This is a genomic window from Prauserella endophytica, from assembly GCF_005146945.1.
GTDB lineage: Bacteria > Actinomycetota > Actinomycetes > Mycobacteriales > Pseudonocardiaceae > Prauserella_A > Prauserella_A endophytica.
The window spans coordinates 121,571-146,229 of sequence record NZ_SWMS01000017.1 but is presented as its reverse complement, the minus strand read 5'-3'; the positions used below and the strand labels follow the sequence as shown (position 1 = coordinate 146,229).

Genomic DNA, 24,659 nt, shown 5'->3' with positions numbered 1-24,659 from the left:
CACGTGCCCGCGTGCTTGCGTGCCGTTGTGGCGGAACATGCGGCCAATCAGCAGGCCTTGGCCTGCGCAACGGAGCTCCTGGTTGCCTAGTTCGAGGGTCTGCGCTTCGGCATTCGTGAGCCGAGAATTTCCGCAGCTTTCCGGTCCGCCGCAGCGACCCAAGCCGCGTACACCCGGAGGGTTGTCGCTCCGCCCCCGCCATGTCCGAGGCGGCCCGCAACCGTTCGGAGATCTATGCCGGCGGTCAACAGCTCGGTCGCGGAGTAATGCCGCAGCGCGTGCAGGTGTGTCGTTATCCCAAGCCGCTTAGCCATCTTCTTGTATCGGTTCGACACAGCATCTGGCGGATACGGGCTCGTCACGTCGCCCCGCATGCCGACGAAGACGTAAGAATCCTCCTGCCATTTAGCGCCGAGTTCCGCAAACATCTCCTGACACCGAATTTTGTGCTCGCGAAGCAGCACGACCGTTTCCGTGTCGAGCGCGATGCGACGAATCTGGTGGGTCTTCGTGTCCTTCTCCCTCCCCACACCGCGCACCGTCGTGTAACTGCTGCGGACATCGACGATGCCCTCGTCTAGGTCGACACGGGACCACCGCAGAGCGCACACCTCACCGCGACGCATGCCCGTGGTCATCACGAGCCACACCAGCGCGCCCCACGCCTCGTCCAGCTCGAACGCCTTCTCGACCAACCGCGCAGCCTGCGCCGGCGACGGCGGATCAGGTTGTGGCGGCGCCTGGCGCGGCCGCTGAGCAACCTTGGCCGGGTTCGAGGTGATCCAGTCCCACCGCTCGGCGGCGTTGAGCACCCCACTGATGATCGAGTGGATCTGCCGCACCGTGGACTGAGCCATCGCCTTGCACTCGTGCGGCTTGCACTTCGCCTTCTTACAGTCGTGTTCGCCCTCAACCTTGTGCTCGATGAACGGCATCCCATCACAACGCACCCGGCATCGCCGCAATTCGCCATAGAGCGTTTCGAGATTACGCGCGCTGAGCTTGTTCACCGGCATCTCGCCCAGCGCAGGCCGAATGGTGCGCTCGATGTAGCCGACATAGCCGTGCCTCGTCGTCGGCTCTATATCCGCCGTGCGTAGCCACTCGTCGATGGCGTACGAGAACGTCACGGCCGTGCTCGGCGAGCGCTGCTTGTCTACCTGCGCTTGCAGCTTCGTCATGACCTTGTCGGCGCGCCGGTACGCCGCCTTGTCGGTGCCCTTGACGGTCTCCGACAGGTAGATCTCCTTGCCGGTCACCGGATCGACACCCGAGTACACCCGCACCTGCAACGAGCCACCGCGGCGGCGGATGTTGCCCCTGCCTCGGCGGTCGCTCCCCTGCTCTGCCCCAGTCATGACACCCAGCGTCCGACGACAGCCAGGGCCACGTCAACGATCCACCCATGGACACAACCATGGACAGATGATCTTGAGGCTCGAGCTAGAATGCTGTTTGAACTGGTCAGAAGGGTGGGCCGGGCGGGGCTCGAACCCGCGGCCAAGGGATTATGAGTCCCCTGCTCTAACCAACTGAGCTACCGGCCCCCGGGAGCGCTCCGGCTCCCCGCTTGAGCCCGTGGTGACAGCCTGGCAGGCCCAGCGAGTCGCACTATATCTGGTGCTCCCGGCTCTCGAGGTAGCGCTCCAGCAGATCCGCTTTCGCCTCTCGGCCGAGCAGGCGGTACGCCCTCGCCCACACCTCCGGGTCTCCGATCGGCAGGCCCTGCCACTCTCCCGTCACCCTGGTCGGCAGGGCTTCCACACCGGCAGGGCCCGTCAGGGCGAAGTTGACCATCACGTCTACCCCGTCGATCACGTACCGGCCCTGGTCGAGCTCGCGGTAGGTCAGGCTCGCCGCGTCGAGTGCCTCCCTCACCGTCTCGGCGTCCGCGTCGACCGTGACGTCCCAGTCGTTGGCGACCTCGGCGAGGCCCAGCGCCACCAGCAGGCCCGAACCACCCACCGCCGGGTTCAGGCCTGCGGCACGCAGGGCGGTCACAACGCGGACGACGGGTTCCAAAGGCGGGATGCGCATGGGGCCAAGCCAAGCACAACCTCGCGGCCGTACGGTCCCGAACGCGCAACTCGGCGTCGGGAGCGGGCAACTCGCGGGCCTGAGCGGGGGACTCGCGGGCCTGAGCGGGGGACTCGCGGGCCTGAGCGCGCGACTCGCGGGCCGGGGCAGGCAGCGTCACTCACGATCCGCCGGGCGCAGGTCGAGCCTGCGGAGCAGCTGGGCGTTGAGGGCCACGATCACGGTCGAGAGGCTCATCGCGATCGCTCCGGCGGCGGGCGGGAGCACGAACCCGATCGGCGCGAGCACCCCGGCCGCCAGCGGCACCGACAGCAGGTTGTACCCGGTCGCCCACGTGAGGTTCTGCCACATCTTGCGGTAGCTGGCCGCCGAGAGCCTGCGCGTCGCGAGGACGCCGCGCGGGTCGTCGGAGGCGAGCACCACGCCCGCCGACTCGATGGCCACGTCGGTGCCCGCGCCGATCGCTATGCCGACGTCGGCGCGTGCCAGCGCGGGCGCGTCGTTCACCCCGTCGCCGACCATCACCACGCGCTCGCCACGCTGCCGCAGCTCGCTCACCGCCGCGTCCTTGTCGGCGGGCAGCACCTCGGCGAACACCTCGTCCACACCGAGGTCCTTCGCCACCGCCTCCGCGACGTTGCGCGCGTCGCCGGTGATCATGACGACCCGGATGCCCTCGGCGTGCAGCCTCTCCACGGTCTCGCGCGACTCGGGCCGCACCTCGTCGGCGAGCGCCAGCGCGCCGGCGATTTCGCCGTCGACGAGCACGTGCAGCACGATCGCGCCCCGCGCGGCCCACTCCCCCGTCTCGCGGGCCAGCTCCACGGGCGGCTCGGCGCCGCGCTCGCGCAGCAGTGCGGGGCCGCCGACGGCGACCGCGCGACCGTCCACTGTGGCCTCCACACCGCGTCCGGTCAGCGATCGGAAATCCCTCGCCGGGGGCACGGCACCACGCTCGCTGGCCGCCTCCACGATGGCGCGGGCCAGCGGGTGCTCGGAGTCGCGTTCCGCCGCGGCCGCCAGCGCGAGCACCTCGTCGCGCTCGTGTTCACCGGCCGCGACGACGGCCGTGACCGAGGGCCTGCCCTGGGTGAGCGTGCCGGTCTTGTCGAACAGCACCGCGTCAACGGTGCGCATGCGCTCCAGCGCGAGCCGGTCCTTCACCAGGATGCCCGCCTTGGCCGACAGCGCCGTCGAGATCGCGATCACCAGCGGGATGGCGAGGCCCAGCGCGTGGGGGCAGGCGATGACGAGCACCGTCACCGTGCGTTCCACGGCGGTGGTCGCGTCGCCCAGCGCGAGCCACACGGCGAAGGTCAGGGCCCCGACGCCGAGTGCGAACCAGAACAGCATCGCCGCGGCCCGGTCGGCCAGCGCCTGCGCGCGCGAGCGGGAGCCCTGTGCGTCTGCGACGAGCCGCTGGATGCCCGCCAGCGCGGTGTCCTCGCCGACCGCCTCGACGCGGACGCGGATGGCCGAGTCCGTCGCGACCGTCCCGGCGACCACACGGTCGCCCACGTCGCGGCGCACCGTGCGCGACTCCCCCGTCACCATCGACTCGTCCAGCTCGGCGCTGCCGTCGACCACGCTGCCGTCCGCGGGCACCCGGCCGCCGGAGCGGACCAGCACCGTGTCGCCGACACGCAGGTCCGCGAGCGCGACCGGGCGGACCTCACCGTCCTCCACGCGCTCCGCCGTGTCGGGCAGGAGCTCGGCCAGCGCCTCCAGTGCGCCCGACGCCTGTCCCAGCGCGCGCATCTCGAGCCAGTGCCCGAGCAGCATGATCACGACCAGCAGCGCGAGTTCCCACCAGAAGTCGAGCTCCAGGTCACCGATGCCGAGCGTGGTGAGCCCGCTGGCGACGAACGCGACCGTGATGGCGAGCGCGACGAGCGTCATCATGCCGGGCCTGCGCTCGCGCAGCTCCCCCACCGCTCCGGACAGGAACGGCCAGCCGCCGTAGAAGTAGACGACCGTACCCAGCACCGGCGAGATCCAGCTCGCCCAGCCGGGCACCTCGTAGCCGAGCAGGTCGCCGATCATGCCGGACGCCGCGACCACGGGGATCGCGAGCACCAGACTGAGCCAGAACTTGTCGCGGAACACCGCGGCGTGGTCGCCGTGCCCGGAATGCCCGGAGTGAACCGTGCGTGTGTCGTGTTGTTCGTGCTGCGCGTGTTGCTGTGTCTCCACGACGACCTCCCTTTGCCGAACGCACACCACTATACCCCGTGGGGGTATATTTGCAAGTACCCCCTGCCCGTATTTGACCCGAGCCCCTCTCCCGTGTTGAGTAGGCGCATGCGAACCGTTCTGGTCGTCGGTGGATACGGCGCCGTCGGCGCCACCGTCACGCGCTCGCTCGCGGAGTGGTCACCGGGACGGGTGGTGTGCGCGGGACGCGACCTCGGTCGGGCCCGCGCGCTCGCCGACCAGGTGGGGGCCACGGCGGCGGGGCTCGACGTCACCGACGTGAAGGGGTTCGAGCGACTGCTCGCCGAGCACGGCGTGGGCGTGGTGGTGCTGTGCGTCGAGCCTTCCGACGGCGCGCTCGCTCGCGCTTGCCTGAGCAACGGCGTGCACCTGGTGGACGTCGGCGCGTCGTACCACTTGCTGGCGCTCACCGAGGAGCTGACCGAGACGGCCCTCGAAGCGGCCGCCACCGCGGTGCTCAGCGTCGGGCTCGCACCCGGCCTGACCAACGTGCTCGCCGGGCGCGCGTGCCGCGACCTCGGCGGCGCCGACCGCATCGACGTCACCGTTCTCCTTGGCGCGGGCGAGCAGCACGGTGCCGACGCCCTGCGCTGGACGCTCACCCAGCTGGTGGCGCCCCGGCAGCGAGCGGCCCGCGGCCCCGCCAGGGTGTTCCTGCCCGGGTACGGGCACCGCACGGCCCACCCGTTCCCGTTCTCCGACCAGTACACGCTCCGGCGCACGCTCGGCGTCACCGACGTGACCACGAGGCTGTGCCTGGACTCGCGCGTGCTGACGACCCTGCTGTTCGCCCTGCGGCGCACCGGGCTGCTGCGCCTGGCGGCCAGGCTGGACGTGCTGCGGGCGCTCACGGCCGCGGCGGGCAAGGTCCACTTCGGATCGGACGGCTTCGCTGTCGCCGCGGAGGCCGTCCACAACGGACATCGCGTCGCTTACGCGCTCACCGGCAACGCCCAGGGCCACGTCACCGGGCTCGTGGCCGCGCACGTAGCGCACACCTTGCTCGGCCGCGGCCTGCCGCCCGGCGTGCACCATCTCGACGAGCTGACCGCGTTCGCCGGGCTGCCGGAGAGGATCGGGCTGCGCGTCCTCACCAGAACGACGCGGTGAGTGCCCCGTTACGCCAACGATTCACCACCGCCGACATCGAGTTGGTCAAGGACGGCTGACTGCTAGTGTCCTCCGCCGGAAGTCTGTTGCTCGAGTCGGTGGATCCAGGTTTCCGCCGGCAAGGCGCCGGTTCGTCCTCGTACTGGGCCGTACTTGGGCGGACCGGCAACGCAGCCGGCGGGAAGCTGGATCCACCGAATTATGCGGCGAACTTCCGGCGGGGGCACTAGGTTCGGCGCCACAACGACACGAAGGGTGTACGTCCATGCGCAGGCGCACGCTGTGGATCTCGCTGGGCTCGGCCGCGGCCGCGGTGCCCGCCGCGGCACTCGCGATCACGCTCTGGCCAACGGAGACCGCCACGCCGGAGCCGCCCGCGTCGCGGCAGGCCACGGTGCCGGAGTCCGTCGTGGCCGTGCGGGATCTGGACGAGGTCAGGGAGCTGAAGCTGCTCGCCACACCTTCCGCGAAGCCGGCGCCTCCCCCGCCGCCCCCGGTGACCGCGGCACCCGTGCCGGTGGCCGGGGACGCCGTGGCCGAGGAGCCGGAGCCTGCCGTGCCCGCCGCCGGAACCGGCGACGGCGACAGCGACGACATCGCCAGGCAGCGGGCGATGGAACCCGCGCCGCGCCCGCCGATGACGGACTACATCGCGCCCGACATTCAAGAGGACATCGACGAGGCCGAGAACGGGCCCGGCATCGACCTCGGCACGCTCGTCCCCGAGCCCTAGAAGGGCTGGGTGCCGTCGATCCAGCCCTGGAGCAGCGGCGCCGTCCTCGCGATCACGCGCTCGCGCGGTTCGGCGCCGATGCGCAGCACGAGGCGCGTCGCGCCGAGGCCGATCAGATGCGCGCACACGAGCTCGGCGCGCAGCCTGGGTTCCGGACCGTCCAGACGACGGCTCAGCTCGGCGACGAACTGTCGCTCGAAGTTCTCCCGGAACGTCGCGCCACCGGGGCGGGACGACGTGAACAGCGCGCGCAGCAAGGGATCCGCCTGCGTACGCTCGTGGTAGTCGAGCAGAGTGCGCACGAGGTGCTCGCCGAGGTCTTCCAGCGGGCAGTCGAGCAGGACCTCGGCGTCGGCCTCGAAACTGGACGCCTCGGCGAAGAGCTCTTCCTTGCTTCCGAAGTACTTCAGCACCAGCGCTGCGCTCACCTCGGCGTCGGCGGCGATGTCCCGCAGCTTGACGTCGGCGTAGCCGTGCAGCGAGAACCGGCGCCGGGCGGCTTGCAGCACGGCGGCGCGGGTCAGGAAGGCGTCGCGAGCCGCCGTGGCGAGGCGTTCCGGAGTGGACACCGCGTAAGGCTAACGCGACCCGCCCGCGGTGGCGGCCACCCGGGAGGGCACCGTCGCGGTCTCGGCGCCGTTGCCCGGGCCCGGCGTCAGCAGACCGATCACGCCGGCGAGCGCGGCGGCGCCACCGGCGATCACGAAGATGACGGTGTAGGCGTCCGTCGACGGATAGACGTGGCCGCCGACCTGCACCACCATGCCCGCCGTCACCGTGGCGACGATCGCGCTGCACGTGGAGGTGCCGATGGAGCGGGCGAGCGCGTTGAGGCTGTTGGCCGCAGCCGTCTCCGACATCGGCACGGCGCGCATGATGAGCGCGGGCACGGCGCCGTAGGCCAGTGCCGCACCGATCGCGGTGACGGTGACCACCACGATCACCCCGGCGAGCGGCGAGTGCACCAGCGGGCGGGCGAGGTTGCCGACGGCGAGCACGCCGACGCCGAGGACCATCGTGACGGCCGGTCCCCAGCGGGCCGACATCTTCGCCGACAGCGGGGAGAACGCCACCATCGCGCAGCCGACGGGCAGCAGCGCGACGCCGCTGAGCATGAGCGAGAGGTCGAAGCCATACCCCGTTCCGCTCGGCGCCTGCAGCATCTGCGCGCTCACCATGAACGAGGCGAACATCGCCACGCCGATGAGCACCGAGGCGAGGTTCGTCAGCAGCACCGCGGGACGCGCCGACACCCGCAGGTTCACCAGCGGCGAGGAGGGCACGCGCAGCTCGTAGTAACCCCACGCGAGGAAGAGCACGAGCGCGGCGCCGAAGAGGCCGAGCACGAGCGGGCTGCCCCAGCCCCACTCCGTCCCGCGCGACACGGGCAGCAGCAGGCACAGCAGCGCCGCCGACAGCCCGATCGCGCCGACGGCGTCGAACCGGCCGCCGCTGCGCACCGGCGACTCCGGCACGAGCAGCCACACGAGCACGATCTGGATCACGGCGAACACCGCGGAACCGGCGAACAGCCAGTGCCAGTCGGCGTGCTCGGCGACGAGCCCGGTCAGCGGCAGGCCGACGGCACCACCGGCACCCAGCGTCGAGCTCATCACGGCGATGCCGGTGCCGACCCGCTCAGGGGGCAGCTCGTCGCGCATGATGCTGATGCCGAGCGGGATCACGCCGATCGCGACGCCCTGGAGGCCGCGCGCGATGAGCACCACCACGAACTCGCTGCTCACGGCGCCGAGCGCGCTGCCAACGGCCATCGCGGCGAGTGCGACGAGCAGCATGCGCCGCTTGCCGTACATGTCGCCGAGCCTGCCGAGCACCGGCGCGAACACGGCCCCGGTCAGCAGCGTCGCGGTGATCAGCCACGCGGCGTTGGAGGGCGTGGTGCCGAGCAGGCGGGGGAACTCCGGCAGCAGCGGGACCGCCAGCGTCTGCATCAGCGACACCACGATGCCCGACGACGCGAGCACCCCGATCGCGGCTCTCGACCCGGCGGACGACCTTGCGGCCACGACTGAGCTCCCCTTTCCCTCGGCAGGCACACGACGGCGGTGAACCTCTGTTCACCGCGCCCGTTGAAGTAAACCTGTGTTCACCCCCGGGGCGCAATCCGCCGACCAGCGGAGGGGGAAGGAACGAGCATGATTCGCGTCTCACCGGGAGGCGCGGGCCTCCAGGTACCGTCGTTCGGGCAGGCTCAGCGTGCGGCGCGCGGCCCTCCGGTAGTGGTCTCGCGCGGCGTCGGTGTCGCCGGCCAGCTCGAGCAGGTGCGCCCGGACCGCGTCGACGCGGTGGTGCCCGGCCAGCGCCCGGTCGCCTTCGGCGTCCGCCAGTTCGCGCAGGCCACGCTCGGGGCCGTGGACCATCGCCACCGCGACGACGCGGTTGAGCGTCACCATCGGACCCGGCGCGATGCTCTCCAGCAGGTCGTACAACGTGAGGATCTGCCGCCAGTCGGTGTCCTCGACGCTCGCGGCCTCGTCGTGCACCGCCGCGATCGCGGCCTGCAACTGGTATGGGCCGATCGGCGCCCGCTCGAGCGTGCGGGTGAGCAGCTCCGTGCCCTCCGCGATGAGCGCGGCGTTCCACCGCGAACGGTCCTGCTCGGCGAGCGGCACGAGCGTGCCGTCGTCGCGGGCGCGCGCGGGCCGCCGCGCGTCGGTGAGCAGCATCAGCGCGAGCAGCCCGGCCACCTCGCCGTCGCCGGGCACGAGCTCGTGCAGCTGCCGGGCGAGCCGGATCGCCTCCTCGCTCAGCTCCACGCGCTGCAGCGTCTCCCCCGAGCTGGCGGTGTAGCCCTCGTTGAAGACGAGGTACAGCACGTGCAGCACCGCGCCGAGCCGCTCGGACCGCTCGGCCTCGGGCGGCAGCCGGAACTCGCCACCGGAGGCCTTGATGCGCTGCTTGGCCCTGCTGATGCGCTGCGCGATGGTCGCCTCCGGCACGAGGAACGCGCGCGCGATCTCCGCGGTCGTCAGCCCGCCGACCGCCCGCAGCGTCAGCGCCACCTGCGATGCGGGGGTCAGCGAGGGGTGGGCGCACAGCATGAGCAGCGGGAGCGTGTCATCGACGCCGGATGCGGGCTCGGGCTCGGGGACCGCCCTCGCGGCCACGACCTCCTCGCGCCGTCTGCGCGCCGACTCGTTGCGCCACAGCTCGATCAGCCTGCGCGACGCCGTGGTGACCAGCCAGCCCATCGGGTTGGCCGGCACGCCCTCGGCAGGCCACTGGCGCACGGCGGAGAGCAAGGCCTCCTGCACCGCGTCCTCGCACGTGTCGAACCCGCCGTAGCGGCGCACGAGCACGGCCAGGACGCGCGGGGCCAGCTCGCGCAGCAGGCCCTCGAAGGCGACGGGCTCGCTCACCCCGCCAGCTCGTCGAGCTCCACCACGGGGCGCACCTCCACGAGGCCGAGCTCGGCCTCCGGCACCCGCGCGGCGATCTCGACGGCCCGCTCGGTGCTCTCGCAGTCCACCAGGAAGAACCCGGCCAGCAGCTCCTTCGCCTCGGCGAACGGGCCGTCGCTCGTCAGCGTCGTGCCCTCGCGCACCGTGACGCGGGTGGTCCTCGCCGGATCGGCCAGCGCCTCGGACACGATCATCTCCCCCGACGCGGCGAGGTCGGCGTCCAGCGCGGCGTACGCGCCGAGCCCCTCCTGCCGCTGGTCGGGCGTGAGCCGGGACCAGATCTCGCGCGACGCGGGGTTGCCGTAGATCAGGATCACGTACTTCACCGATGCCTCCCGGAACTCTCGCGAATTCTCTCACCGATGGATGTCGAAATCGCCGCTTCGGCTTCTACAACCCCGTGAGCGGCACCCGCGGGAGGGTGCCCCGACCGAGGAGGACCCGATGGGCAGCACCGTACTGAGCCAGGCCGAGACCGAGGTCCGCGCCGTGATCGCCGAGCAGACCGCGGCGCTGCGCGCGGGCGACGCCGACACGCTCGTCGCCCGCTACACGCCGGACACCGTGAGGTTCGACCTCGCGCCGCCGCTGCGGCACACCGGCGCCGAGGTGCTCGACGCGGACGCGGTGCGCGCGTGGCTGGCGACGTTCGACGGCCCGGTGGACGCCGAGGTCCGCGACCTCGACGTCACCGTGGACGGCGACGTCGCCTTCTGCCACAGCCTCAACCGGATGTCGGCCGTGCCGAGCGGGTCCGGGGAACGCTTCGACCTCTGGTACCGCGCGACCGTGTGCCTGCGGCGGATCGACGGCGCGTGGCGGATCACCCACGAGCACACGTCGACGCCGTTCTACATGGACGGCTCGTTCCGCTCCGCGACCGATCTCGCGCCGTGACACGATCGGCGACGTGAGCCTGATCGCCACGGGGATCACCTACCGTGTCGACGACATCCCGTCCGGGCGCGTTCATCGGCGCCGACCGCGAGGAACCCGGCTCGTTCCTCGCCGTCAACTGGTTCGCCACCCCGCCGAGGGGCTCACTGCCGTAACGCCTTGCGCGCCAGCCGGTTCCCGGCGAACTGCGCCGCCTGCACGAGCACGACGATCAGCACCACGGCCACCGCGGTCACGGTCCAGTCGAAACGCTGGTAGCCGTAGGCGATCGCGAAGTCGCCCAGCCCGCCGCCACCCACCGCCCCGGCTACGGCCGTCATGTCCACCACCGCGACGAAGACGAACGTGTAGCCGAGGATCAGCGGCGCGAGCGCCTCCGGCACGAGCAGCGTGGTGATGATCCGCCACGGGCTCGCGCCCATCGCGCGCGCCGCCTCGATCACGCCGGGGTCGATCGTCACCAGGTTCTGCTCCACGATGCGGGAGATGCCGAACGTCGCGGCCACGATGAGCGCGAACGTCGCCGCCGTGGTGCCCAGCTGGGTGCCGACGACGCTGATCGTCAACGGCCCGATCGCGGTGATGAAGATGATGAACGGGATCGGGCGGATGATGTTGACGAGCACGTTGAGCACCGTGAACACCACGCGGTTGGCGAGGATGCCGCCCGGCCGCGTCGTATAGAGCAGGATGCCGAGCCCGAGGCCGAGCACACCGCCGACGAGCATCGTCGCCACGACCATGAACAGCGTCTGCCCGATCGCGTCGAGCAGCACCGGTCCGAGCAGGTCCCAGTTCACGGCACCAGCTCCTCGACCTCGGTCACCTCGCGCAGCTCGGCCACCAGAGCGTCCACGGCGGACTCCTCGCCGAGCAGCTCCAGCGTGAGCCCGCCGAACGCGCGCCCGCCCAGTTCCTTGATGCCGCCGTAGACCAGCTCGAACCGCACGCCGTGCCTGCCGAGCGCGTCCGACAGCACGGCCCCGATGCGCCGGTCGTCCCCGACGCGCGTGGCGACGAGCCGCCCCCGGTGCCGCTCACGGATGCGCGCGAGGTCGTCACCGCGCGGTTGGTCGCGCAGCACCGTCTCGACGAACCGGCGCGTCGTCTCCTCCTTCGGCGAGGCGAACACGTCGGCGACCGGCCCCTGCTCGACCACCCGGCCGGAGTCGAGGACGGCGACCTTGTCGGCGATCTCCCTGACGACGTCCATCTCGTGCGTGATCACCACGATCGTCACGCCGAGTTCCGTGTTGACCCGCTTGAGCAGCCGCAGCACCTCGCTCGTCGTCTCGGGGTCGAGCGAGCTCGTGGACTCGTCGGCGAGCAGGATCTTCGGGTTGGTCGCCAGCGCCCTCGCGATGCCGATCCGCTGCTGCTGGCCACCCGAGAGCTGCCCGGGATAGTGCCAAGCCTTGTCGGTGATCCCCACGAAACCGAGCAGCTCGGCGACCCGCTTCTCCCGCGCGGCCTTGCCCCAGCCGGCGATCTTGAGCGGGTAGGCGACGTTGCCGAAGACCGTCCGCGAGCGCAGCAGGTTGAACTGCTGGAAGACCATGCCGATGCCGCGGCGCACCTCCCGCAGCCCGCGCTCGCGAAGCGTGCTCAGGTCCGTGCCGTCGACGAGCACCCGGCCCGACGTGACGGGCTCGAGCGCGTTGATCAGCCGCACGAGCGTGCTCTTGCCTGCGCCGGAGTAGCCGATGATCGCGAAGACGTCACCCTCGTCGATGCCGAGGGTGACGCCGTCGAGCGCGGTCACCGGCCTGCCCCGGCCGGTGCGGAACGTCTTTGTGACGTCCTGGAACTCGATCAGCGGTGCCGCAGCGGTCACTGCGCCGCCGATCGCACGGTTGCGGTCAGCTCGGCGAGGATCCTCTCCAGCTCGGCCGGGGGCCGGTCGACGAGCACCGAGGTGCCGTGCGACTCCGCCCGCACCAGTTCGGTGACCCTCGGGTCGCGGTACAGCTCGGCGACCCTGCGGTAGGCCGGGTCGTCCTTGTCCTCGGCCCTCGCCACGATCACGTTGAGGTACGGCTCCGCGGCTGGGCTCGACGGGTCGTCGGCGAAGAGCGCTGTCGTGGGGTCGAGCCCGCCGTCGAGCGCGTAGTTGTTGTTGACGATCGAGGCGTCCACCGACGGCAGCGCGGCGACGGTCTGCGCGGCGTCCACCGGCGTGACCGTGACCTTCGACGCGGCGGCGTCGATCTCGGCGGGGGTGGAGAGCACGGTGCCGCCGTCGCGCAACCGGACCAGGCCGGCCTCCTGCAGCACGAGCAGCGCGCGAGCCTGGTTGGTCGGGTCGTTCGGGATCGCGACGGTGCCGCCCCTCGGGATGTCCTCGACGGCGTCGTGCTTGCGCGAGTACAGCGAGAGCGGCACGACATAGGTGGAGGCGATCGGCGTGAGCGTGTCGCCGCTGGCCGTGTTGTGGTTGGCGAGGAACAGCAGGTGCTGGAACAGGTTCAGGTCCGTGTGGCCCTGCGTCAGGGCGGGGTTGGGCTGGTTGTAGTCGCTGAAGTTCACCGGCTCGATGTCGATCCCCTCGGCGGCGGCGATCTCCCGCAACGCCACCCAGTACTCGGACGATGCCTCGGTGGTGCCGATCCGTACCGTGACGCGGTCGCCGGACGCGGTGTCGTCGCCGCTTCCGCTCACGAGGAGAACCACGACGGCGACGAGCGCGATCACCACCACGGCGCCGATTCCGATCAGGATTCCCTTGGTGCGCTTCGGTCTCTCCGGCAGCGCGGGCTCGGGTTCGCCCGGGTTGTGCTCTGTCATGAGGCCACTGTGCCCGCGGGTGCGCCGGCACGGCAGCGCGTTCCACACTTTGGGCCAACAGGCAAGGAATTTGCCCTCGCTCACCCGGTCGTGCTATCCGGAATTCCTTTCTTTCCAAGAGAAATCGGCATCCGTTCCGAGTGCTGGGAAAGGGTGGGCCGCACGGCCCGGTATCGGTTGACTGTGACATCGAAGCGCTTTTTCCGAGCACAGAGGGAGAGACCTCCATGACACAGACAGCGGCGGGCTGGTCGTTCGAGACGCAGCAGATTCACGCGGGCGCCGCCCCCGACCCGGCGACCGGAGCGCGGGCGACGCCGATCTACCAGACCACCTCGTACGTGTTCAGGGACACACAGCACGGCGCCGATCTGTTCAGTCTCGCCGAGCCCGGCAACATCTACACGCGCATCAACAACCCTACGCAGGACGTGTTCGAACAGCGCGTCGCGGCGCTGGAGGGCGGGGTCGCCGCTGTGGCCTTCGCCTCGGGCCAGGCCGCCGAGACCGCGACGATCCTCAACCTCGCGCGCGCCGGCGACCACTTCGTGTCCAGCGCCTCGCTCTACGGCGGCACCTACAACCTCTTCCACTACACGTTGCCCAAGCTCGGCATTGATGTGTCCTTTGTGGATGATCCCGACGACCTGGAGCAGTGGCGCGCCGCGGTGCGGCCCAACACCAAGCTGTTCTTCGCCGAAACGCTCGGCAACCCGCGGTCCAACGTGCTCGACATCGAGGCGGTCGCCGGGCTCGCCCACGAGATCGGGGTGCCGCTCGTGGTCGACAACACGGTGCCGACTCCGTACCTGCTGCGCCCGCTCGAGCACGGCGCCGACATCGTGGTGCACTCGGCGACGAAGTACCTCGGTGGGCACGGCACCGCCATCGCCGGCATCGTGGTCGACGGCGGCACGTTCGACTTCGGCGCCCACGCAAGGCGGTTCCCCGACTTCTCCGAACCGGACCCGAGCTACCACGGGCTGCGGTACTGGGAAGCGCTCGGCCCCGGCGCGTTCGCCGCGAAGCTGCGCGTGCAGCTGCTGCGCGACACCGGAGCCGCGATCGCCCCGCTGACGAGTTTCCTGGTGCTGCAGGGGATCGAGACGCTGTCGCTGCGGCTGGAACGGCACGTCGCCAACGCGCAGGCCCTCGCCGAGTGGCTGGAGGCTCGCGACGAGGTGGCGGCCGTCTACTACGCGGGGCTGCCGTCCAGCCCGTGGCACGCGGCGGCGCGGAAGTACCTGCCGAGGGGCGCGGGCGCGGTGGTGTCGTTCGACCTGCGCGGCGGCGTCGAGGCGGGCCGGGCCTTCGTCGACGGGACCGAGCTGTTCAGCCAGCTCGTGAACATCGGCGACGTGCGCAGCCTCATCGTCCACCCGGCGAGCACCACCCACTCGCAGCTCACCGCCGACGAGCAGACCGTCACCGGTGTCACCCCGGGCCTCGTGCGGCTGTCGGTGGGGCTGGAGCACATCGAGGACCTCAAGGCCGACCTCGAGGCGGGTTTCCGGGCGGCCAAGGACAAGCTGTGACCGACCGGACGGGCGGTCTCCTTCCGGTCAGCGGCGCCTGGCGCGAGGGAGACCCGCCCGGCCGGCGGCGGTGGTTCCGCTCGGCGCGGCCGCTCGCGCTGGAGCGCGGCGGCGTGCTGCCCGGCTACCGCCTCGCGTACGAGACGTGGGGCGAGCTCGCCGCCGACGGCTCCAACGCGGTGCTCGTGCTGCACGCGCTCACCGGCGACAGCCACGTCGCGGGACCGGCGCAACCAGGCCATCCCAGCCCCGGCTGGTGGGACGACCTGGTCGGCGTGGGCAGGGCGCTCGACACCGGCGAGCTGTTCGTCGTGGCGCCAAACGCGCTCGGCGGCTGCCAGGGCAGCACGGGGCCGGCTTCGACGTCACCCGACGGCCTGCCGTGGGGCAGCCGGTTCCCGCGCCTGACGATCCGCGACCTCGTGACCGCCGAGGTCGCACTGGCGGACGAGCTGGGCATCGCGTCGTGGGCGCTCGTGCTCGGCGGGTCGATGGGCGGCATGCGCGCGCTGGAGTGGGGCGTCTCGCACCCGGAGCGCGTGAGGCGCCTCGCCGTGCTCGCCGCACCCGCCCGCTCCAGCGCCGACCAGATCGGCTGGACCTCCGCGCAGCTCGCGGCGATCAGGGCGGACCCAGGTTTCCGGGGCGGCGACTACTACTTCGCCCCGGACGGCGACGGGCCGCACCGCGGCCTCGGTGTCGCACGGCGCATCGCGCACCTCACCTACCGCAGCGAGCCGGAGCTGGCCGCCCGGTTCGGGGCCGACCCTCAGCCCGGCGAGGATCCGCTCTCCGGCGGCCGGTTCGCCGTCGAGTCCTATCTGGACCATCACGCGGCGAAGCTGGCCCGCCGGTTCGACGCCAACAGTTACCTGCGCCTGGCGGAGGCGATGAACACCCACGACATCGGCAGGGGCCGGGGCGGCGCCGCGGCGGCCCTGCGCGGGGTCACGGCCACCACGGTCGTGGCCGGGATCGACAGCGACCGGCTGTACCCGTTGGAGCAGCAGCGGGAGCTGGCCGCCGCGCTGCCGGGTTCCGGGCAGCCGTGGGTGCTCACCTCGGAGCACGGCCACGACGGGTTCCTGATCGAGACCGACCAGGTGGCCGAGCTGGTGACGACCCTGCTGAAGACCGAGCTCGTGTGACGGTCGTCATCGCAGCGGGCGTACTCAGAACGAGGATCGGAAGTTAGGGTAGCCACAGCTAAGAGCCGTCCCGCGAAAGGCCACCCGCCATGCGCACTGCACTGCCCCCGGTCCGTCGAGGTCTCGCCGTACTGCTCGCGGGTGTGCTCGTAGCGCTCGCGGGCTGTTCGACGGGCGGTGACGAGGGCGGCGAGGACACGGGCCAGGCACAGACCGGCACCGGCTTCCCCGTCACGGTCGACACCAAGTTCGGCGACGTGACGATCGAGAAGGCACCGCAGCGCGTGGTGGCGCTCGGGTGGAGCGATGCCGAGGTGGCGCTCGCGCTCGGCGTCGAGCCGGTCGGCGTCAGCGACTGGCTCGCCGTGGGCGGCGACGGCCTCGGCCCGTGGGTCGAGCAGCGCTACACCAACCCGCCGACCCAGCTCGGCACCATGGAAGTGAACCTGGAGCAGCTCGCCGGGCTGAACCCCGACCTCATCCTCGACACCCGCGCGAGCGGCGACCGCGAACGCTACGACCGCCTCAGCCAGCTCGGCGTGCCCGTGGTGGGCGTCCCCGAGGGCGCCGACGCCTACCTCACCTCGTGGCAGGACCAGCTCGACCTGATCGGCAAGGCGCTGGGCAAGCAGGACCAGGCCAGGAAGCTGCACGACGACCTCGAGGCGAAGTTCGCGAGGGCCGCGCAGGACCACCCCGAGTTCACGGACACCACGGTGGCCATCGCCGCGCGCACCTCCGAATCGTGGGGCGCCTACGTCAACGGCGACGGCCGCGTCGAGTTCATGGAGCAGCTCGGGTTCGTCAACTCGCCGACCGTGCAGGAGCTGGCCGGTGACGACTTCTGGGTACCGATCTCGGGCGAGCGCCTCGACCTGCTCGACGCCGACCTGACCGTGCTGTTCCCCATCGGCGTCGAAGCCGACCAGGCCACCCGCGACCCGCTGTACCAGAACATTCCCTCGGTCAAGGACGGGCGCAGCGTGGTGCTGAGCGACCCCACGGTGTCACAGGCCTTTTCGAGCGCCTCGGTGGTCGGCCTGTCCTACGCGCTGGACAAGACGGTGCCGATGTTCGCCGACGCGCTCGCGGGCTGACCGCGACGTGCCGGACCAGCCGGGTTTCACCGTGATCGCCGGGCCTCAGGGCTCCGGCAGGTCGGCCATGCTGCGCGAGCGGGCGCTGCGGTCCGCGGCCACGTACCTCGACGGCAAGGCCATCCACACGCTGCCGGGCGTGGAGGTCGCCAGAAGGCTCGGCCTCCTGCCGCCCGCGCAGTCAGCGCCTGAGGGCATCACGGTGGCGGACCTCGTCGGCCTCGGTCCGGGTGCCGACGACGAGGCCGTGGCCGGGGCCATGCGGGCCACCGGCACGCTGGAGCTGGCCGACCGGTACGTCGACGAGCTGTGCGGCGGCTGGCGCCAGCGCGCGTGGATCGCGATGGCGCTGGCCCAGCGCACGGGCGTGCTGCTGCTCGACGAGCCGACGACGTTGCTCGACGTGGCCGAGCAGGTGGAGCTGCTCGACCTGCTCGCCGACCTCAACCGAGGCGAGGGCACCGTGATCGTCACCGTGCTGCACGACGTCAACCTCGCCTGCCGCTACGCCGACCACCTGCTGGTGCTCAAGGACGGCGACCTGGTGGCCGGGGGCTCGCCTGCCGACGTGGTCTCGGAGGAGCTGGTGCGCGAGGTGTTCGGGCTGCCGTGCCGGGTCGTGCCCGACCCCGTCTCGGCGAGCCCGCTGATCGTGCCGATCGGCAGACACCACGCCGGGCGGACCGTGTCCACAGAGGACGAGCTGCGCGACGTGGTCGAGGAGCCGGCGCAGGTCATCCTCGACAAACCGGTGGCCGGGATCGACGACGAGTCGCGGCGGTTCCTGGAGGCGTCGCCGTTCTTCCTGCTCGCCACGAGCGCCGACGACGGGTCCGTCGACGTGTCACCCCGTGGCGACCCGGCCGGCACCGTGCTCGTCCTCGGCGACGGCCGGACGCTCGCCTTCGCCGACCGCAACGGCAACCGGCGCGTGGACAGCATGCGCAACATCCTGCGCAACGCACGTGTGGGCATGCTGTTCGTCGTTCCCGGTGTCGACCACACGCTGCGGGTCAACGGCACGGCAACGATCGTGCGCGAGGGCCCGCTCCTGGAGCGGCTCGCGGTGAACGGGACAGCGCCGGACCTGGCGATCACGGTGGAGGTCGATGAGCTGTTCGTCCACTGTGGCCGGGCGTTCACGCGCTCCTCGTTGTGGGACAAGGAAACCTGGCCGGAACCGAACAAGATTCCCACGGCGGGCACGCTGTTCAAGAGCCAGGCCGCGCTGCGCGCTTCCCTCGGCGAAGGCCGGACGCGGGTTCCGCCACCGCTGTGAAGGCCACCTTCACTGCGTGGAAACCCCCACGCAAGCTGCTCCTCGACGCTCGCTGGCGTGCACACACCCGGTCGCGGCGACGGTGCGCTCGACCTCGACCGAACCCGGCACGCCGTCCGGCGCGTACCGGGCCCATGCCGTGAACCGCTTCAGCCCGGGTCGAGGTTCTGGTCCACCTGGCCCGCGAGCGCGGCCAACGCCCGTGCGGCGAGGTCGCCGTCACCGCTGACCCGCAGGTGCGCCGTGCTCGCGCCAGCGCCCCCGCCGTCGACGCGCAGCTCCGCCTGGCCGCCGGGCCACGCGAAGTACGCGTGCGGCGGGTCGAGGTGACAGTCCACGTCACCGGGGCCGACGCCGAGCACGTCGCAGAGCCACGCCTTGGACTGCGCCGGGTCGGCGGCGGTGTTGAGCACGATGGCGGGCATCGCGGCGAACCCCCGGCTCGCTTCGTGGCCGGTCACGCGGTCGGCTCGGCAGAGTCGTTGGTGGGCACCGATCCCGCCCCGCCCATCAGCGGTGCTCCCGCACGGGGGCGGTGGAGAGCAGGTCGTCCCGGTACTCGCGGGGCAGCTGCGAGACCAGGTCGTCGAACTCGCCCTTGCTCACGCCCTGCTTGAGCGTGGCCACCACGGCTCGGGCATGTTCCCGCGCGCTGTCCTGGGTGCAGTCGCGCCCCTCGGCCTCGGCCACCCTGCGGTAGAACTCCTCCAGGCCGAACGGTTCCGCGCCGCCGGTGGTGGGCAGCGCCTCGGCGATGGCGGGCGGCAACTGCCCCGCCAGGTCCTTCGGTTCGCCCCCGGCGAGCCGCTGCCCGAGCACCGACAACGTGGCGCGGGTCGCCGACTCCGCGTGCCCGGGGTCGGTGAGGCCCACGGTCTTGCGCACCGCCGCAACGATCTCGTGTTCCTTCATCGCGCCTCCTCGTCACGTCGAGTTCCGGCTCTCCTGCTCTCGCCTACCCCGTTCGCGCCCCCGTTACACGGGGTCTTCCCGAGATCGTCTCCGAGCGGGCATAGTGCGTGGGATGGCAGCAGAGTTGCGCAGTGCGGAGTGGTACTCGGGCGACGACCGCAACGCCTACATCCATCGCGCGTGGATGCGACGCGGACTACCGGGCAGCGCCTTCACGGGGCGCCCGCACATCGCGATCGCCAACACCGCCTCCGACCTCACGCCGTGCAACGCGCACCTCGGCGAGCTGGCCTCCTCGGTCAGGGACGGCATCCACGAGGCGGGCGGGATCGCGCTGAACCTCCCCGTCGTGTCGCTCGGCGAGACACAGCTGCGGCCCACCGCGATGCTCTGGCGCAACATGGCGGCGATGGCGACCGAGGAGATGCTGCGGGGCAACCCGGTCGACGGCGTCGTCCTGCTCGGCGGCTGCGACAAGACGATCCCGGCGCTGCTCATGGCTGCTGCCTCGGTGGACCTGCCCGCCGCCGTGGTTCCCGGCGGGCCGATGCTCACCGGCACCTTCCGGGGCAGGCCGCTCGGCTGCGGCACCGACGTGTGGCGGCTGTCGGAGGAGGTCCGAGGCGGAACGCTGGACCGCGAGGACTTCGCGCGCTCGGAGTCCGCGATGATCCGCAGCCGCGGTCACTGCAACACGATGGGCACGGCGTCGACGATGGCGATCATGGCCGAGGCACTCGGCACGGTGCTGCCCGGGCTGGCCGGCACACCCGCGCCCGACAGCAGGCTGCTCGAGTCCGCGCACGAGACCGGCAGGCTCGTCACGGACCTGGTCGCGCGGGACCGGAGGCCCAGCACCGTGCTCTCCCGCGCGTCGTTCCACAACGCGATCGTCGCGCTGGCCGCCACGGGTGGCTCCACCAACGCCGTCGTCCACCTGCTCGCGATCGCGGGACGGCTGGGCATCGAGCTGACCCTCGACGATTTCGACCGCATCGGCTCCCGCGTGCCGCTGCTGGTGAACCTGCAGCCCGCGGGCAAGTACCTCATGGAGGACTTCCACCGCGCGGGCGGGCTGTTGCCCGTGCTGCGCGAGGTGCGGGACCTGCTCGACCCCACCGCGCTGACCATCACCGGCAAGCCGCTCACCGACCATCTGGACGGCGCGCGCAGCTGGGACTCCGACGTGATCCACCGCCGTTCGGAGCCGGTGCAGGCCGAGGCCGGCATCGCCGTGCTGCGGGGCAATCTCGCCCCGGACGGCGCGATCATCAAACCGGCGGCGGCCTCCCCGCACCTGCTCCGGCATCGCGGCCGGGCGGTCGTCTTCGACTCCATCGAGGACTTCCACGCCCGCATCGACGACCCGGACCTCGACGTCGACGCCGACTCGGTGCTGGTGCTGCGCGGCTGCGGACCCAAGGGCTACCCCGGGATGCCGGAGGTGTCGAACATGCCGCTTCCCTCGAAGCTGCTGGCCGAGGGCGTGCGCGACATGGTGCGCGTGTGCGACGGCCGGATGAGCGGCACCGCGTACGGCACCGTCGTGCTGCACGTCGCCCCCGAGGCGGCGGCGGGCGGCCCGCTCGCGCTCGTGCGCACCGGCGACCCTGTGGTCCTCGACGCCGCGGCACGCAGGATCGACCTGGACGTGCCCGAGTCGGAACTGCGCGCGCGGACGCCGAACCGGGCCACCCTCGACGGTTTCGCCAGCCCGCGCCGTGGCTGGGAACGCCTCTACGTCGACCACGTCGGGCAGGCCGACACGGGCGCCGACCTGGACTTCCTCCGCGGCTCCAGCGGCTCGAAGGTCAGCCGCGAGTCCCACTGACACCCGCCTGCCCCAGCCCGCGTGCCCCGCCTCGCCCGGACCGCAGTGAAGGCCACCTTCACTGCGTTGAACGCAGTGAAGGTGGCCTTCACTGCGGTTGGGTCCACTTCGGATCGTGGCAATTACCGGCCAGGGTCGCTCAACTCAGCGGTGCTCGCGGTTAGCTTTGGCGACATGGGATGGACCATTCGTGCCGCACTCGCCCTCGCCACGGGAACTCTGCTCGCCGCGTGCGGGGGCGGGCAGGACGCGGCGACCCCGCGGAGTTCGGTGGCCGTGTCGCCCACGACCACAACCTCCGCTCCGGCGCCCACCCCGGAGGAGCTGCCCGTCGAGCGCGACATCCGGGATGCGTACGAGGCCGCGCTGGCCGCGCATCCCGGCACCGAGAGCCTGGACCGCTGCACCCGCCAGACGCCGCTGACCGACACGGTGTGCGGCACGGCGTTGTCGGCGGCGGCCGACGTCGCCGACGCCACGGCGCAGACACTGACGGCGGGGAACCCCGAACACGCGCACCTGCTCTACGGCGCGGTGCTCACCACCGCGAGCGCCATCCGCTCCACGGTCGGCCAGCTCGCCGGGTCGATGCCCTGCTACGGACTCAACGACAAGCCCTCGCCCCCACCGCAGCTGGCCGCCGAGGCGCAGAGCATCTGCGCCGAGGGCGCGGACATAGCCAAGAGCCAGTGGCGGATCTTCCTCGGCGCCGTGGGTGCCTGACCATCGGAGCAACGGACATGGAACAAACGGAGTACCGGCCCAGCAAGGTATCCACCGTGCTGGCCGTGGTGTTCGGCGGGCTGGTCGGCCTGGTCTGTCTGCTGGTGTTCGTGAGTGTGTTCGGCGTGCTGGACGAGGTGGTGGTGGACCCGCTGCTGGTGGTGCTCTTCGCCGCGCTCTACGGAGCCTGCGCCGGTTTCTCCCTCGCCGGCTGCGTGCTGCTGCTCCAGCGCAAACCCACGGGCGTCAGGGTGAGCTCGATCGGCAGCGTCCTCGCGCTGGTCATCGTCCTCGCCGAGCTCGTGGTGAACTCGCTGCCGGAGTACGCGAGCAGCACGGGCCCGGCGAACAGCCAGCGACTCGGGATCCTGTTGCTGTTCGGGACGCTGGCACTGGTGCAGGCGCGGCGGAAGGACACCCGGCACTGGGTGGGCCTCGACGCCTGACCTCGCCGGTAGGTTCGGGGCATGACGACATCCGAGAGGTCCGTCCGCATCGAGCGCGTCTCCGCCGGACGCTACGTCGCGCACAACGACCGCGGCGGCACCCTGCCCATCGGCGGCGACGACTTCAGCCCCGTGGAGCTGCTGCTCGCCGCGATCGGCGGCTGCACGGCCATCGACACCGACGTCGCCACGAGCAGGCGGACCGAGCCGACCGAGTTCACCGTCGCCGTCAGCGGCGACAAGGTGTCCGATCGCGAGACCGGCAACCGGATGGAGAACCTCTCGGTGACGTTCCACGTGCGCTTCCCCGAGGGCGAGCAGGGCGACGCGGCGCGCGCGATGCTGCCGCGCACGGTCGCCCTGTCCCACGACAAGCTGTGCACGGTCAGCCGCACCGTCGAGCGTGGCACCCCGGTGCGAACGATCATCGAGTAGCCGCAGCCGGAGCCCGTCAGGTCAGGTGGTCGAAGTCGCCGCGGACCCAGCCGATGTGGCGGTCGGCCGACCGGCGCACCACCGCCTTGGCGTCCTCTGCGATCACGTTGTCGAAGTTGCCGTAGAGCCGGTCGAACTCGAAGCGTTCGAGGTGGGCCGTGACCCGCTCGACAACCCCGGCCGACAGCGGGATGCGGTTGGGGTAGCTGCGCATGAAGCTCACCGAGACGCGGTCCGGGTTGGCGAAGACGGTGTCACTGCTCAGCAGCACACCCCGCCCCTCGGCGCCCGCCGCCCAGTGCACCACCGCGCTGCCCGGGAAATGGCCACCCGGCTGCGTCATGGTCACGCCCGGAACCGGTTCGACGGTGCCCGACCACGGCTTGATCGCCGGGTCGCGCCTCGCCACCCACTCCAGGTCGGGTTCGGAGACGAGCACCGGCACGCCGCCCAGCGCCCTGCTCCACTCCACCTGCACGCCGAACATGTGCGGATGGCTGGCCGCGATCGCCACGACGTCGCCCAGCGCCCGCACCCGGCGCACGGCGTCGTCGTCGAGGAAGCCGATCGGGTCCCACAACACGTTACCCTCCGGCGTGCGCAGCAGTTTCGACAGCTGGCCGATGCCCACCGCCGGATCGCTGCGGAGACCGAACAGGTCCGCCTCCAGCGGCACGACGTCGACCCGCCGGCCCGCCGACGCCAGTTCCGCGAGCGTGGTCCACTGCTGGCCATCGGCCGGCACCCACTGTCGCTCGTCGGCGCAGATCGCGCAGACCTCCACGCGCTCGTCGTGCTCCACCGCGCACGTCCGGCAGATCCAGAAGCTCATCGTGTTCTCCCTTCCCCAGAGGGTCCATCTTCACCCGGGGAGGGTGAAGGACGACAGTGTGCTGCTGGCCCCGCCCGCGAGCGCGCGGCGGCGGATGCCACGGGGCAGCCGTGGCAGCAGCCGCATCGAGAGCGCTGTGAGCGCGACGTGGGCCGGTGAGCGCGGGATGCCGTTGCGCAGCACGCGCGGTGCGACCTCGCGGCAGCGGAGCACGTAGTCGCGCACGCCGTGCTCGTACGCGGTGAACGCCGCGGCGTGGTCGCCGCGCGCGTTCGCGAGCGCGCGGGCGAGCACGTACGCCGCGGCCATCGCCAGCGTGGTGCCACCGCCGACCGCGGGCCCCGGCGAGTACCCGGCGTCGCCGACGAGGGTCACGCGGCCGCGCGTCCACGTGTCCATCCGGACCTGGGCGATCGCGTCCAGGTAGAAGTCGTCGGCGTCCTCCACGGCATCGAGCAGCCGGGGCACCTCCCAGCCCGCACCGGCGAACTCCTTGCGCAGCAGACGCTTCTGCTCGGCGACGTCGCGGTGGTCGTAGGACAGCTCGCCCGCGCGGAACAGCAGCACCGCCCGCGCCTGCCCGGTGCGCGGCACCGCGTACATCGCCACCACGCGGTCCACTGCGTTGTACAGCACCGTCCGCCCGGCGAGCCCCAGGCGGTCCGGCAGTGTGAACACCGCGAGGTGGCCGCCGAGGTGGTGCAGGAAGTCGCGCTCGGGCCCGAACGCGAGCCGCCGCACGTTCGAATGGAGGCCGTCAGCGCCGACCACGAGGTCGAACCGCCGCGTGCGCCCGCTGTCGAACGTGACGTCCACTCCCCCGGCATCCTCGGCGAGCGTCCGGATCGAGTCGCCGAAGACGTACTCGACGTCGTCCCGCGTCACGTCGTGCAGCGTCGAGGCCAGTTCGCCACGCATGACCTCGACGTGGTTGGCCTCGGCGAACGCGTCCGACAGGTGGGCCAGGTCCGTTTCGATGGCAGGCTTGCCCGGTCGTTCCAGCCGGATCGTCGCCGGCGGGAGCGCGGCCTCGCGCAACGCGGGCACGATGCCCATCCGTCGGGCCACCTCCATGGCCGGCGCGAAGAGGTCGACCGCATGACCGCCAAGACCGAGCCGCGGGCGGGGCGTCCGTTCCACGACCACCGGCGAGAACCCCGCCCGCGCGAGCCAGTACGCCACGACCGGGCCGGCGACGCTCGCCCCGGAGATCAGCACGTTCAT

The 24,659-nt window shown here is 71.6% G+C and carries 25 protein-coding genes and 1 tRNA gene; 11 read left to right on the top strand and 15 right to left on the bottom strand.

From position 1 onward, the window contains the following. Nucleotides 1–86: 86 nt before the first annotated feature. The 4 genes from FCN18_RS26895 to FCN18_RS26880 form a co-directional block, all read right to left on the bottom strand. Complete coding sequence (locus tag FCN18_RS26895; protein ID WP_137096421.1) at nucleotides 87–1,358, bottom strand: site-specific integrase; 1,272 nt, start codon at nucleotides 1,356–1,358, stop codon at nucleotides 87–89. A 115-nt stretch (nucleotides 1,359–1,473) separates the two neighbouring features. Then, a tRNA-Ile gene (locus FCN18_RS26890) sits at nucleotides 1,474–1,547 on the bottom strand. 64 nt (nucleotides 1,548–1,611) lie between these two features. Continuing rightward, entirely contained in the window at nucleotides 1,612–2,037 is a 426-nt protein-coding gene (locus tag FCN18_RS26885) for a hypothetical protein (protein WP_137096420.1), read from the bottom strand. Between the two features lie 156 nt (nucleotides 2,038–2,193). Further along, entirely contained in the window at nucleotides 2,194–4,230 is a 2,037-nt protein-coding gene (locus FCN18_RS26880; protein ID WP_228714148.1) for a heavy metal translocating P-type ATPase, read from the bottom strand. A 108-nt stretch (nucleotides 4,231–4,338) separates the two neighbouring features. On the opposite strand from FCN18_RS26880, the gene FCN18_RS26875 reads away from it, so the two are divergent. Beyond that, a complete protein-coding gene (locus FCN18_RS26875) occupies nucleotides 4,339–5,361 on the top strand; it encodes a saccharopine dehydrogenase NADP-binding domain-containing protein (RefSeq protein WP_137096419.1) in 1,023 nt (340 codons plus the stop codon). Between the two features lie 265 nt (nucleotides 5,362–5,626). Further along, nucleotides 5,627–6,094, top strand: coding sequence for a hypothetical protein (locus tag FCN18_RS26870; RefSeq protein ID WP_137096418.1), 468 nt, complete (start codon nucleotides 5,627–5,629; stop codon nucleotides 6,092–6,094). Here FCN18_RS26870 and FCN18_RS26865 read toward each other — a convergent pair. From FCN18_RS26865 to FCN18_RS26850, 4 genes are all read right to left on the bottom strand, one after another. Then, complete coding sequence (locus FCN18_RS26865; RefSeq protein ID WP_112267897.1) at nucleotides 6,091–6,663, bottom strand: TetR/AcrR family transcriptional regulator; 573 nt, start codon at nucleotides 6,661–6,663, stop codon at nucleotides 6,091–6,093. The two genes, FCN18_RS26870 and FCN18_RS26865, sit on opposite strands and share 4 nt — an antisense overlap. A 9-nt stretch (nucleotides 6,664–6,672) precedes the next feature. Next, nucleotides 6,673–8,121 (bottom strand): MFS transporter, encoded by a 1,449-nt coding sequence (locus FCN18_RS26860; RefSeq protein ID WP_228714147.1) that lies wholly within the window; start codon nucleotides 8,119–8,121, stop codon nucleotides 6,673–6,675. A 141-nt stretch (nucleotides 8,122–8,262) separates the two neighbouring features. Beyond that, on the bottom strand, nucleotides 8,263–9,474 hold the full coding sequence (locus FCN18_RS26855) for an RNA polymerase sigma factor (protein ID WP_137096417.1): 1,212 nt from the start codon (nucleotides 9,472–9,474) through the stop codon (nucleotides 8,263–8,265). Then, the gene (locus FCN18_RS26850; protein WP_113641847.1) at nucleotides 9,471–9,842 is read right to left on the bottom strand and encodes a YciI family protein; all 372 of its coding nucleotides are present in this window, start codon (nucleotides 9,840–9,842) and stop codon (nucleotides 9,471–9,473) included. Before FCN18_RS26850 ends, FCN18_RS26855 begins: the two co-directional genes overlap by 4 nt. Nucleotides 9,843–9,960: 118 nt before the next feature. Between FCN18_RS26850 and FCN18_RS26845 the strand changes: the two genes are divergently transcribed. Next, nucleotides 9,961–10,413, top strand: coding sequence for a YybH family protein (locus FCN18_RS26845; RefSeq protein ID WP_113641848.1), 453 nt, complete (start codon nucleotides 9,961–9,963; stop codon nucleotides 10,411–10,413). Between the two features lie 143 nt (nucleotides 10,414–10,556). Here the strand turns inward: FCN18_RS26845 and FCN18_RS26840 are convergent, their stop codons facing one another. Genes FCN18_RS26840 through FCN18_RS26830 form a run of 3 tightly spaced genes read right to left on the bottom strand, consistent with a single transcriptional unit; the run spans nucleotide 10,557 to nucleotide 13,197 of the window. Then, nucleotides 10,557–11,156: a methionine ABC transporter permease gene (locus FCN18_RS26840; protein ID WP_112268318.1), complete on the bottom strand. Its 600-nt coding sequence runs from the start codon at nucleotides 11,154–11,156 to the stop codon at nucleotides 10,557–10,559. Nucleotides 11,157–11,209: 53 nt separating this feature from the next. Then, nucleotides 11,210–12,247, bottom strand: coding sequence for a methionine ABC transporter ATP-binding protein (locus FCN18_RS26835; RefSeq protein WP_137096416.1), 1,038 nt, complete (start codon nucleotides 12,245–12,247; stop codon nucleotides 11,210–11,212). Further along, nucleotides 12,244–13,197, bottom strand: a complete 954-nt coding sequence (locus FCN18_RS26830; RefSeq protein WP_137096415.1) for a MetQ/NlpA family ABC transporter substrate-binding protein — start codon at nucleotides 13,195–13,197, stop codon at nucleotides 12,244–12,246. Before FCN18_RS26830 ends, FCN18_RS26835 begins: the two co-directional genes overlap by 4 nt. 227 nt (nucleotides 13,198–13,424) lie before the next feature. On the opposite strand from FCN18_RS26830, the gene FCN18_RS26825 reads away from it, so the two are divergent. From FCN18_RS26825 to FCN18_RS40300, 4 genes are all read left to right on the top strand, one after another. Next, the gene (locus FCN18_RS26825; RefSeq protein ID WP_137096414.1) at nucleotides 13,425–14,732 is read left to right on the top strand and encodes a bifunctional o-acetylhomoserine/o-acetylserine sulfhydrylase; all 1,308 of its coding nucleotides are present in this window, start codon (nucleotides 13,425–13,427) and stop codon (nucleotides 14,730–14,732) included. Beyond that, nucleotides 14,729–15,880 (top strand): homoserine O-acetyltransferase MetX, encoded by a 1,152-nt coding sequence (metX, locus tag FCN18_RS26820; RefSeq protein ID WP_137096413.1) that lies wholly within the window; start codon nucleotides 14,729–14,731, stop codon nucleotides 15,878–15,880. Before FCN18_RS26825 ends, metX begins: the two co-directional genes overlap by 4 nt. Nucleotides 15,881–15,969: 89 nt before the next feature. Beyond that, a complete protein-coding gene (locus FCN18_RS26815; protein ID WP_137096412.1) occupies nucleotides 15,970–16,977 on the top strand; it encodes an iron-siderophore ABC transporter substrate-binding protein in 1,008 nt (335 codons plus the stop codon). Nucleotides 16,978–16,984: 7 nt separating this feature from the next. After that, nucleotides 16,985–18,256 carry an MSMEG_1061 family FMN-dependent PPOX-type flavoprotein gene (locus FCN18_RS40300; RefSeq protein ID WP_228714146.1) on the top strand — a complete coding sequence of 424 codons (1,272 nt, stop codon included), beginning with the start codon at nucleotides 16,985–16,987 and terminating at the stop codon, nucleotides 18,254–18,256. Between the two features lie 149 nt (nucleotides 18,257–18,405). Here the strand turns inward: FCN18_RS40300 and FCN18_RS26805 are convergent, their stop codons facing one another. Continuing rightward, entirely contained in the window at nucleotides 18,406–18,717 is a 312-nt protein-coding gene (locus FCN18_RS26805; protein ID WP_112267913.1) for a hypothetical protein, read from the bottom strand. 49 nt (nucleotides 18,718–18,766) lie between these two features. Beyond that, complete coding sequence (locus tag FCN18_RS26800) at nucleotides 18,767–19,168, bottom strand: DUF2267 domain-containing protein (RefSeq protein WP_112267915.1); 402 nt, start codon at nucleotides 19,166–19,168, stop codon at nucleotides 18,767–18,769. Nucleotides 19,169–19,280: 112 nt separating this feature from the next. Between FCN18_RS26800 and FCN18_RS26795 the strand changes: the two genes are divergently transcribed. From FCN18_RS26795 to FCN18_RS26780, 4 genes are all read left to right on the top strand, one after another. Beyond that, nucleotides 19,281–20,999: a dihydroxy-acid dehydratase gene (locus FCN18_RS26795; RefSeq protein ID WP_137096410.1), complete on the top strand. Its 1,719-nt coding sequence runs from the start codon at nucleotides 19,281–19,283 to the stop codon at nucleotides 20,997–20,999. A 174-nt stretch (nucleotides 21,000–21,173) separates the two neighbouring features. After that, on the top strand, nucleotides 21,174–21,722 hold the full coding sequence (locus FCN18_RS26790) for a hypothetical protein (RefSeq protein WP_137096409.1): 549 nt from the start codon (nucleotides 21,174–21,176) through the stop codon (nucleotides 21,720–21,722). 17 nt (nucleotides 21,723–21,739) lie between these two features. Continuing rightward, a complete protein-coding gene (locus tag FCN18_RS26785) occupies nucleotides 21,740–22,168 on the top strand; it encodes a hypothetical protein (protein ID WP_137096408.1) in 429 nt (142 codons plus the stop codon). A 21-nt stretch (nucleotides 22,169–22,189) separates the two neighbouring features. Beyond that, nucleotides 22,190–22,603, top strand: coding sequence for an OsmC family protein (locus FCN18_RS26780; RefSeq protein ID WP_112267923.1), 414 nt, complete (start codon nucleotides 22,190–22,192; stop codon nucleotides 22,601–22,603). A gap of 16 nt (nucleotides 22,604–22,619) precedes the next feature. On the opposite strand, the gene FCN18_RS26775 is transcribed toward FCN18_RS26780, so the two are convergent. Both FCN18_RS26775 and FCN18_RS26770 read right to left on the bottom strand, forming a co-directional pair. After that, nucleotides 22,620–23,435, bottom strand: a complete 816-nt coding sequence (locus FCN18_RS26775) for an MBL fold metallo-hydrolase (protein WP_137096407.1) — start codon at nucleotides 23,433–23,435, stop codon at nucleotides 22,620–22,622. A 30-nt stretch (nucleotides 23,436–23,465) separates the two neighbouring features. Beyond that, on the bottom strand, nucleotides 23,466–24,659 hold the full coding sequence (locus FCN18_RS26770) for an FAD-dependent monooxygenase (RefSeq protein ID WP_112267927.1): 1,194 nt from the start codon (nucleotides 24,657–24,659) through the stop codon (nucleotides 23,466–23,468).

Excerpts from the sequence above, each read along its gene's own strand:
- FCN18_RS26895 (WP_137096421.1), bottom strand. The coding sequence starts at position 1,358 with ATGACTGGGGCAGAGCAGGGGAGCGACCGCCGAGGCAGGGGCAACATC.
- FCN18_RS26885 (WP_137096420.1), bottom strand. The coding sequence starts at position 2,037 with ATGCGCATCCCGCCTTTGGAACCCGTCGTCCGCGTTGTGACCGCCCTG.
- FCN18_RS26875 (WP_137096419.1), top strand. The coding sequence starts at position 4,339 with ATGCGAACCGTTCTGGTCGTCGGTGGATACGGCGCCGTCGGCGCCACC.
- FCN18_RS26870 (WP_137096418.1), top strand. The coding sequence starts at position 5,627 with ATGCGCAGGCGCACGCTGTGGATCTCGCTGGGCTCGGCCGCGGCCGCG.
- FCN18_RS26845 (WP_113641848.1), top strand. The coding sequence starts at position 9,961 with ATGGGCAGCACCGTACTGAGCCAGGCCGAGACCGAGGTCCGCGCCGTG.
- FCN18_RS26840 (WP_112268318.1), bottom strand. The coding sequence starts at position 11,156 with ATGGTCGTGGCGACGATGCTCGTCGGCGGTGTGCTCGGCCTCGGGCTC.
- FCN18_RS26830 (WP_137096415.1), bottom strand. The coding sequence starts at position 13,197 with ATGACAGAGCACAACCCGGGCGAACCCGAGCCCGCGCTGCCGGAGAGA.
- FCN18_RS26825 (WP_137096414.1), top strand. The coding sequence starts at position 13,425 with ATGACACAGACAGCGGCGGGCTGGTCGTTCGAGACGCAGCAGATTCAC.
- FCN18_RS26815 (WP_137096412.1), top strand. The coding sequence starts at position 15,970 with ATGCGCACTGCACTGCCCCCGGTCCGTCGAGGTCTCGCCGTACTGCTC.
- FCN18_RS26800 (WP_112267915.1), bottom strand. The coding sequence starts at position 19,168 with ATGAAGGAACACGAGATCGTTGCGGCGGTGCGCAAGACCGTGGGCCTC.
- FCN18_RS26795 (WP_137096410.1), top strand. The coding sequence starts at position 19,281 with ATGGCAGCAGAGTTGCGCAGTGCGGAGTGGTACTCGGGCGACGACCGC.
- FCN18_RS26790 (WP_137096409.1), top strand. The coding sequence starts at position 21,174 with ATGGGATGGACCATTCGTGCCGCACTCGCCCTCGCCACGGGAACTCTG.
- FCN18_RS26785 (WP_137096408.1), top strand. The coding sequence starts at position 21,740 with ATGGAACAAACGGAGTACCGGCCCAGCAAGGTATCCACCGTGCTGGCC.
- FCN18_RS26780 (WP_112267923.1), top strand. The coding sequence starts at position 22,190 with ATGACGACATCCGAGAGGTCCGTCCGCATCGAGCGCGTCTCCGCCGGA.
- FCN18_RS26775 (WP_137096407.1), bottom strand. The coding sequence starts at position 23,435 with ATGAGCTTCTGGATCTGCCGGACGTGCGCGGTGGAGCACGACGAGCGC.
- FCN18_RS26770 (WP_112267927.1), bottom strand. The coding sequence starts at position 24,659 with ATGAACGTGCTGATCTCCGGGGCGAGCGTCGCCGGCCCGGTCGTGGCG.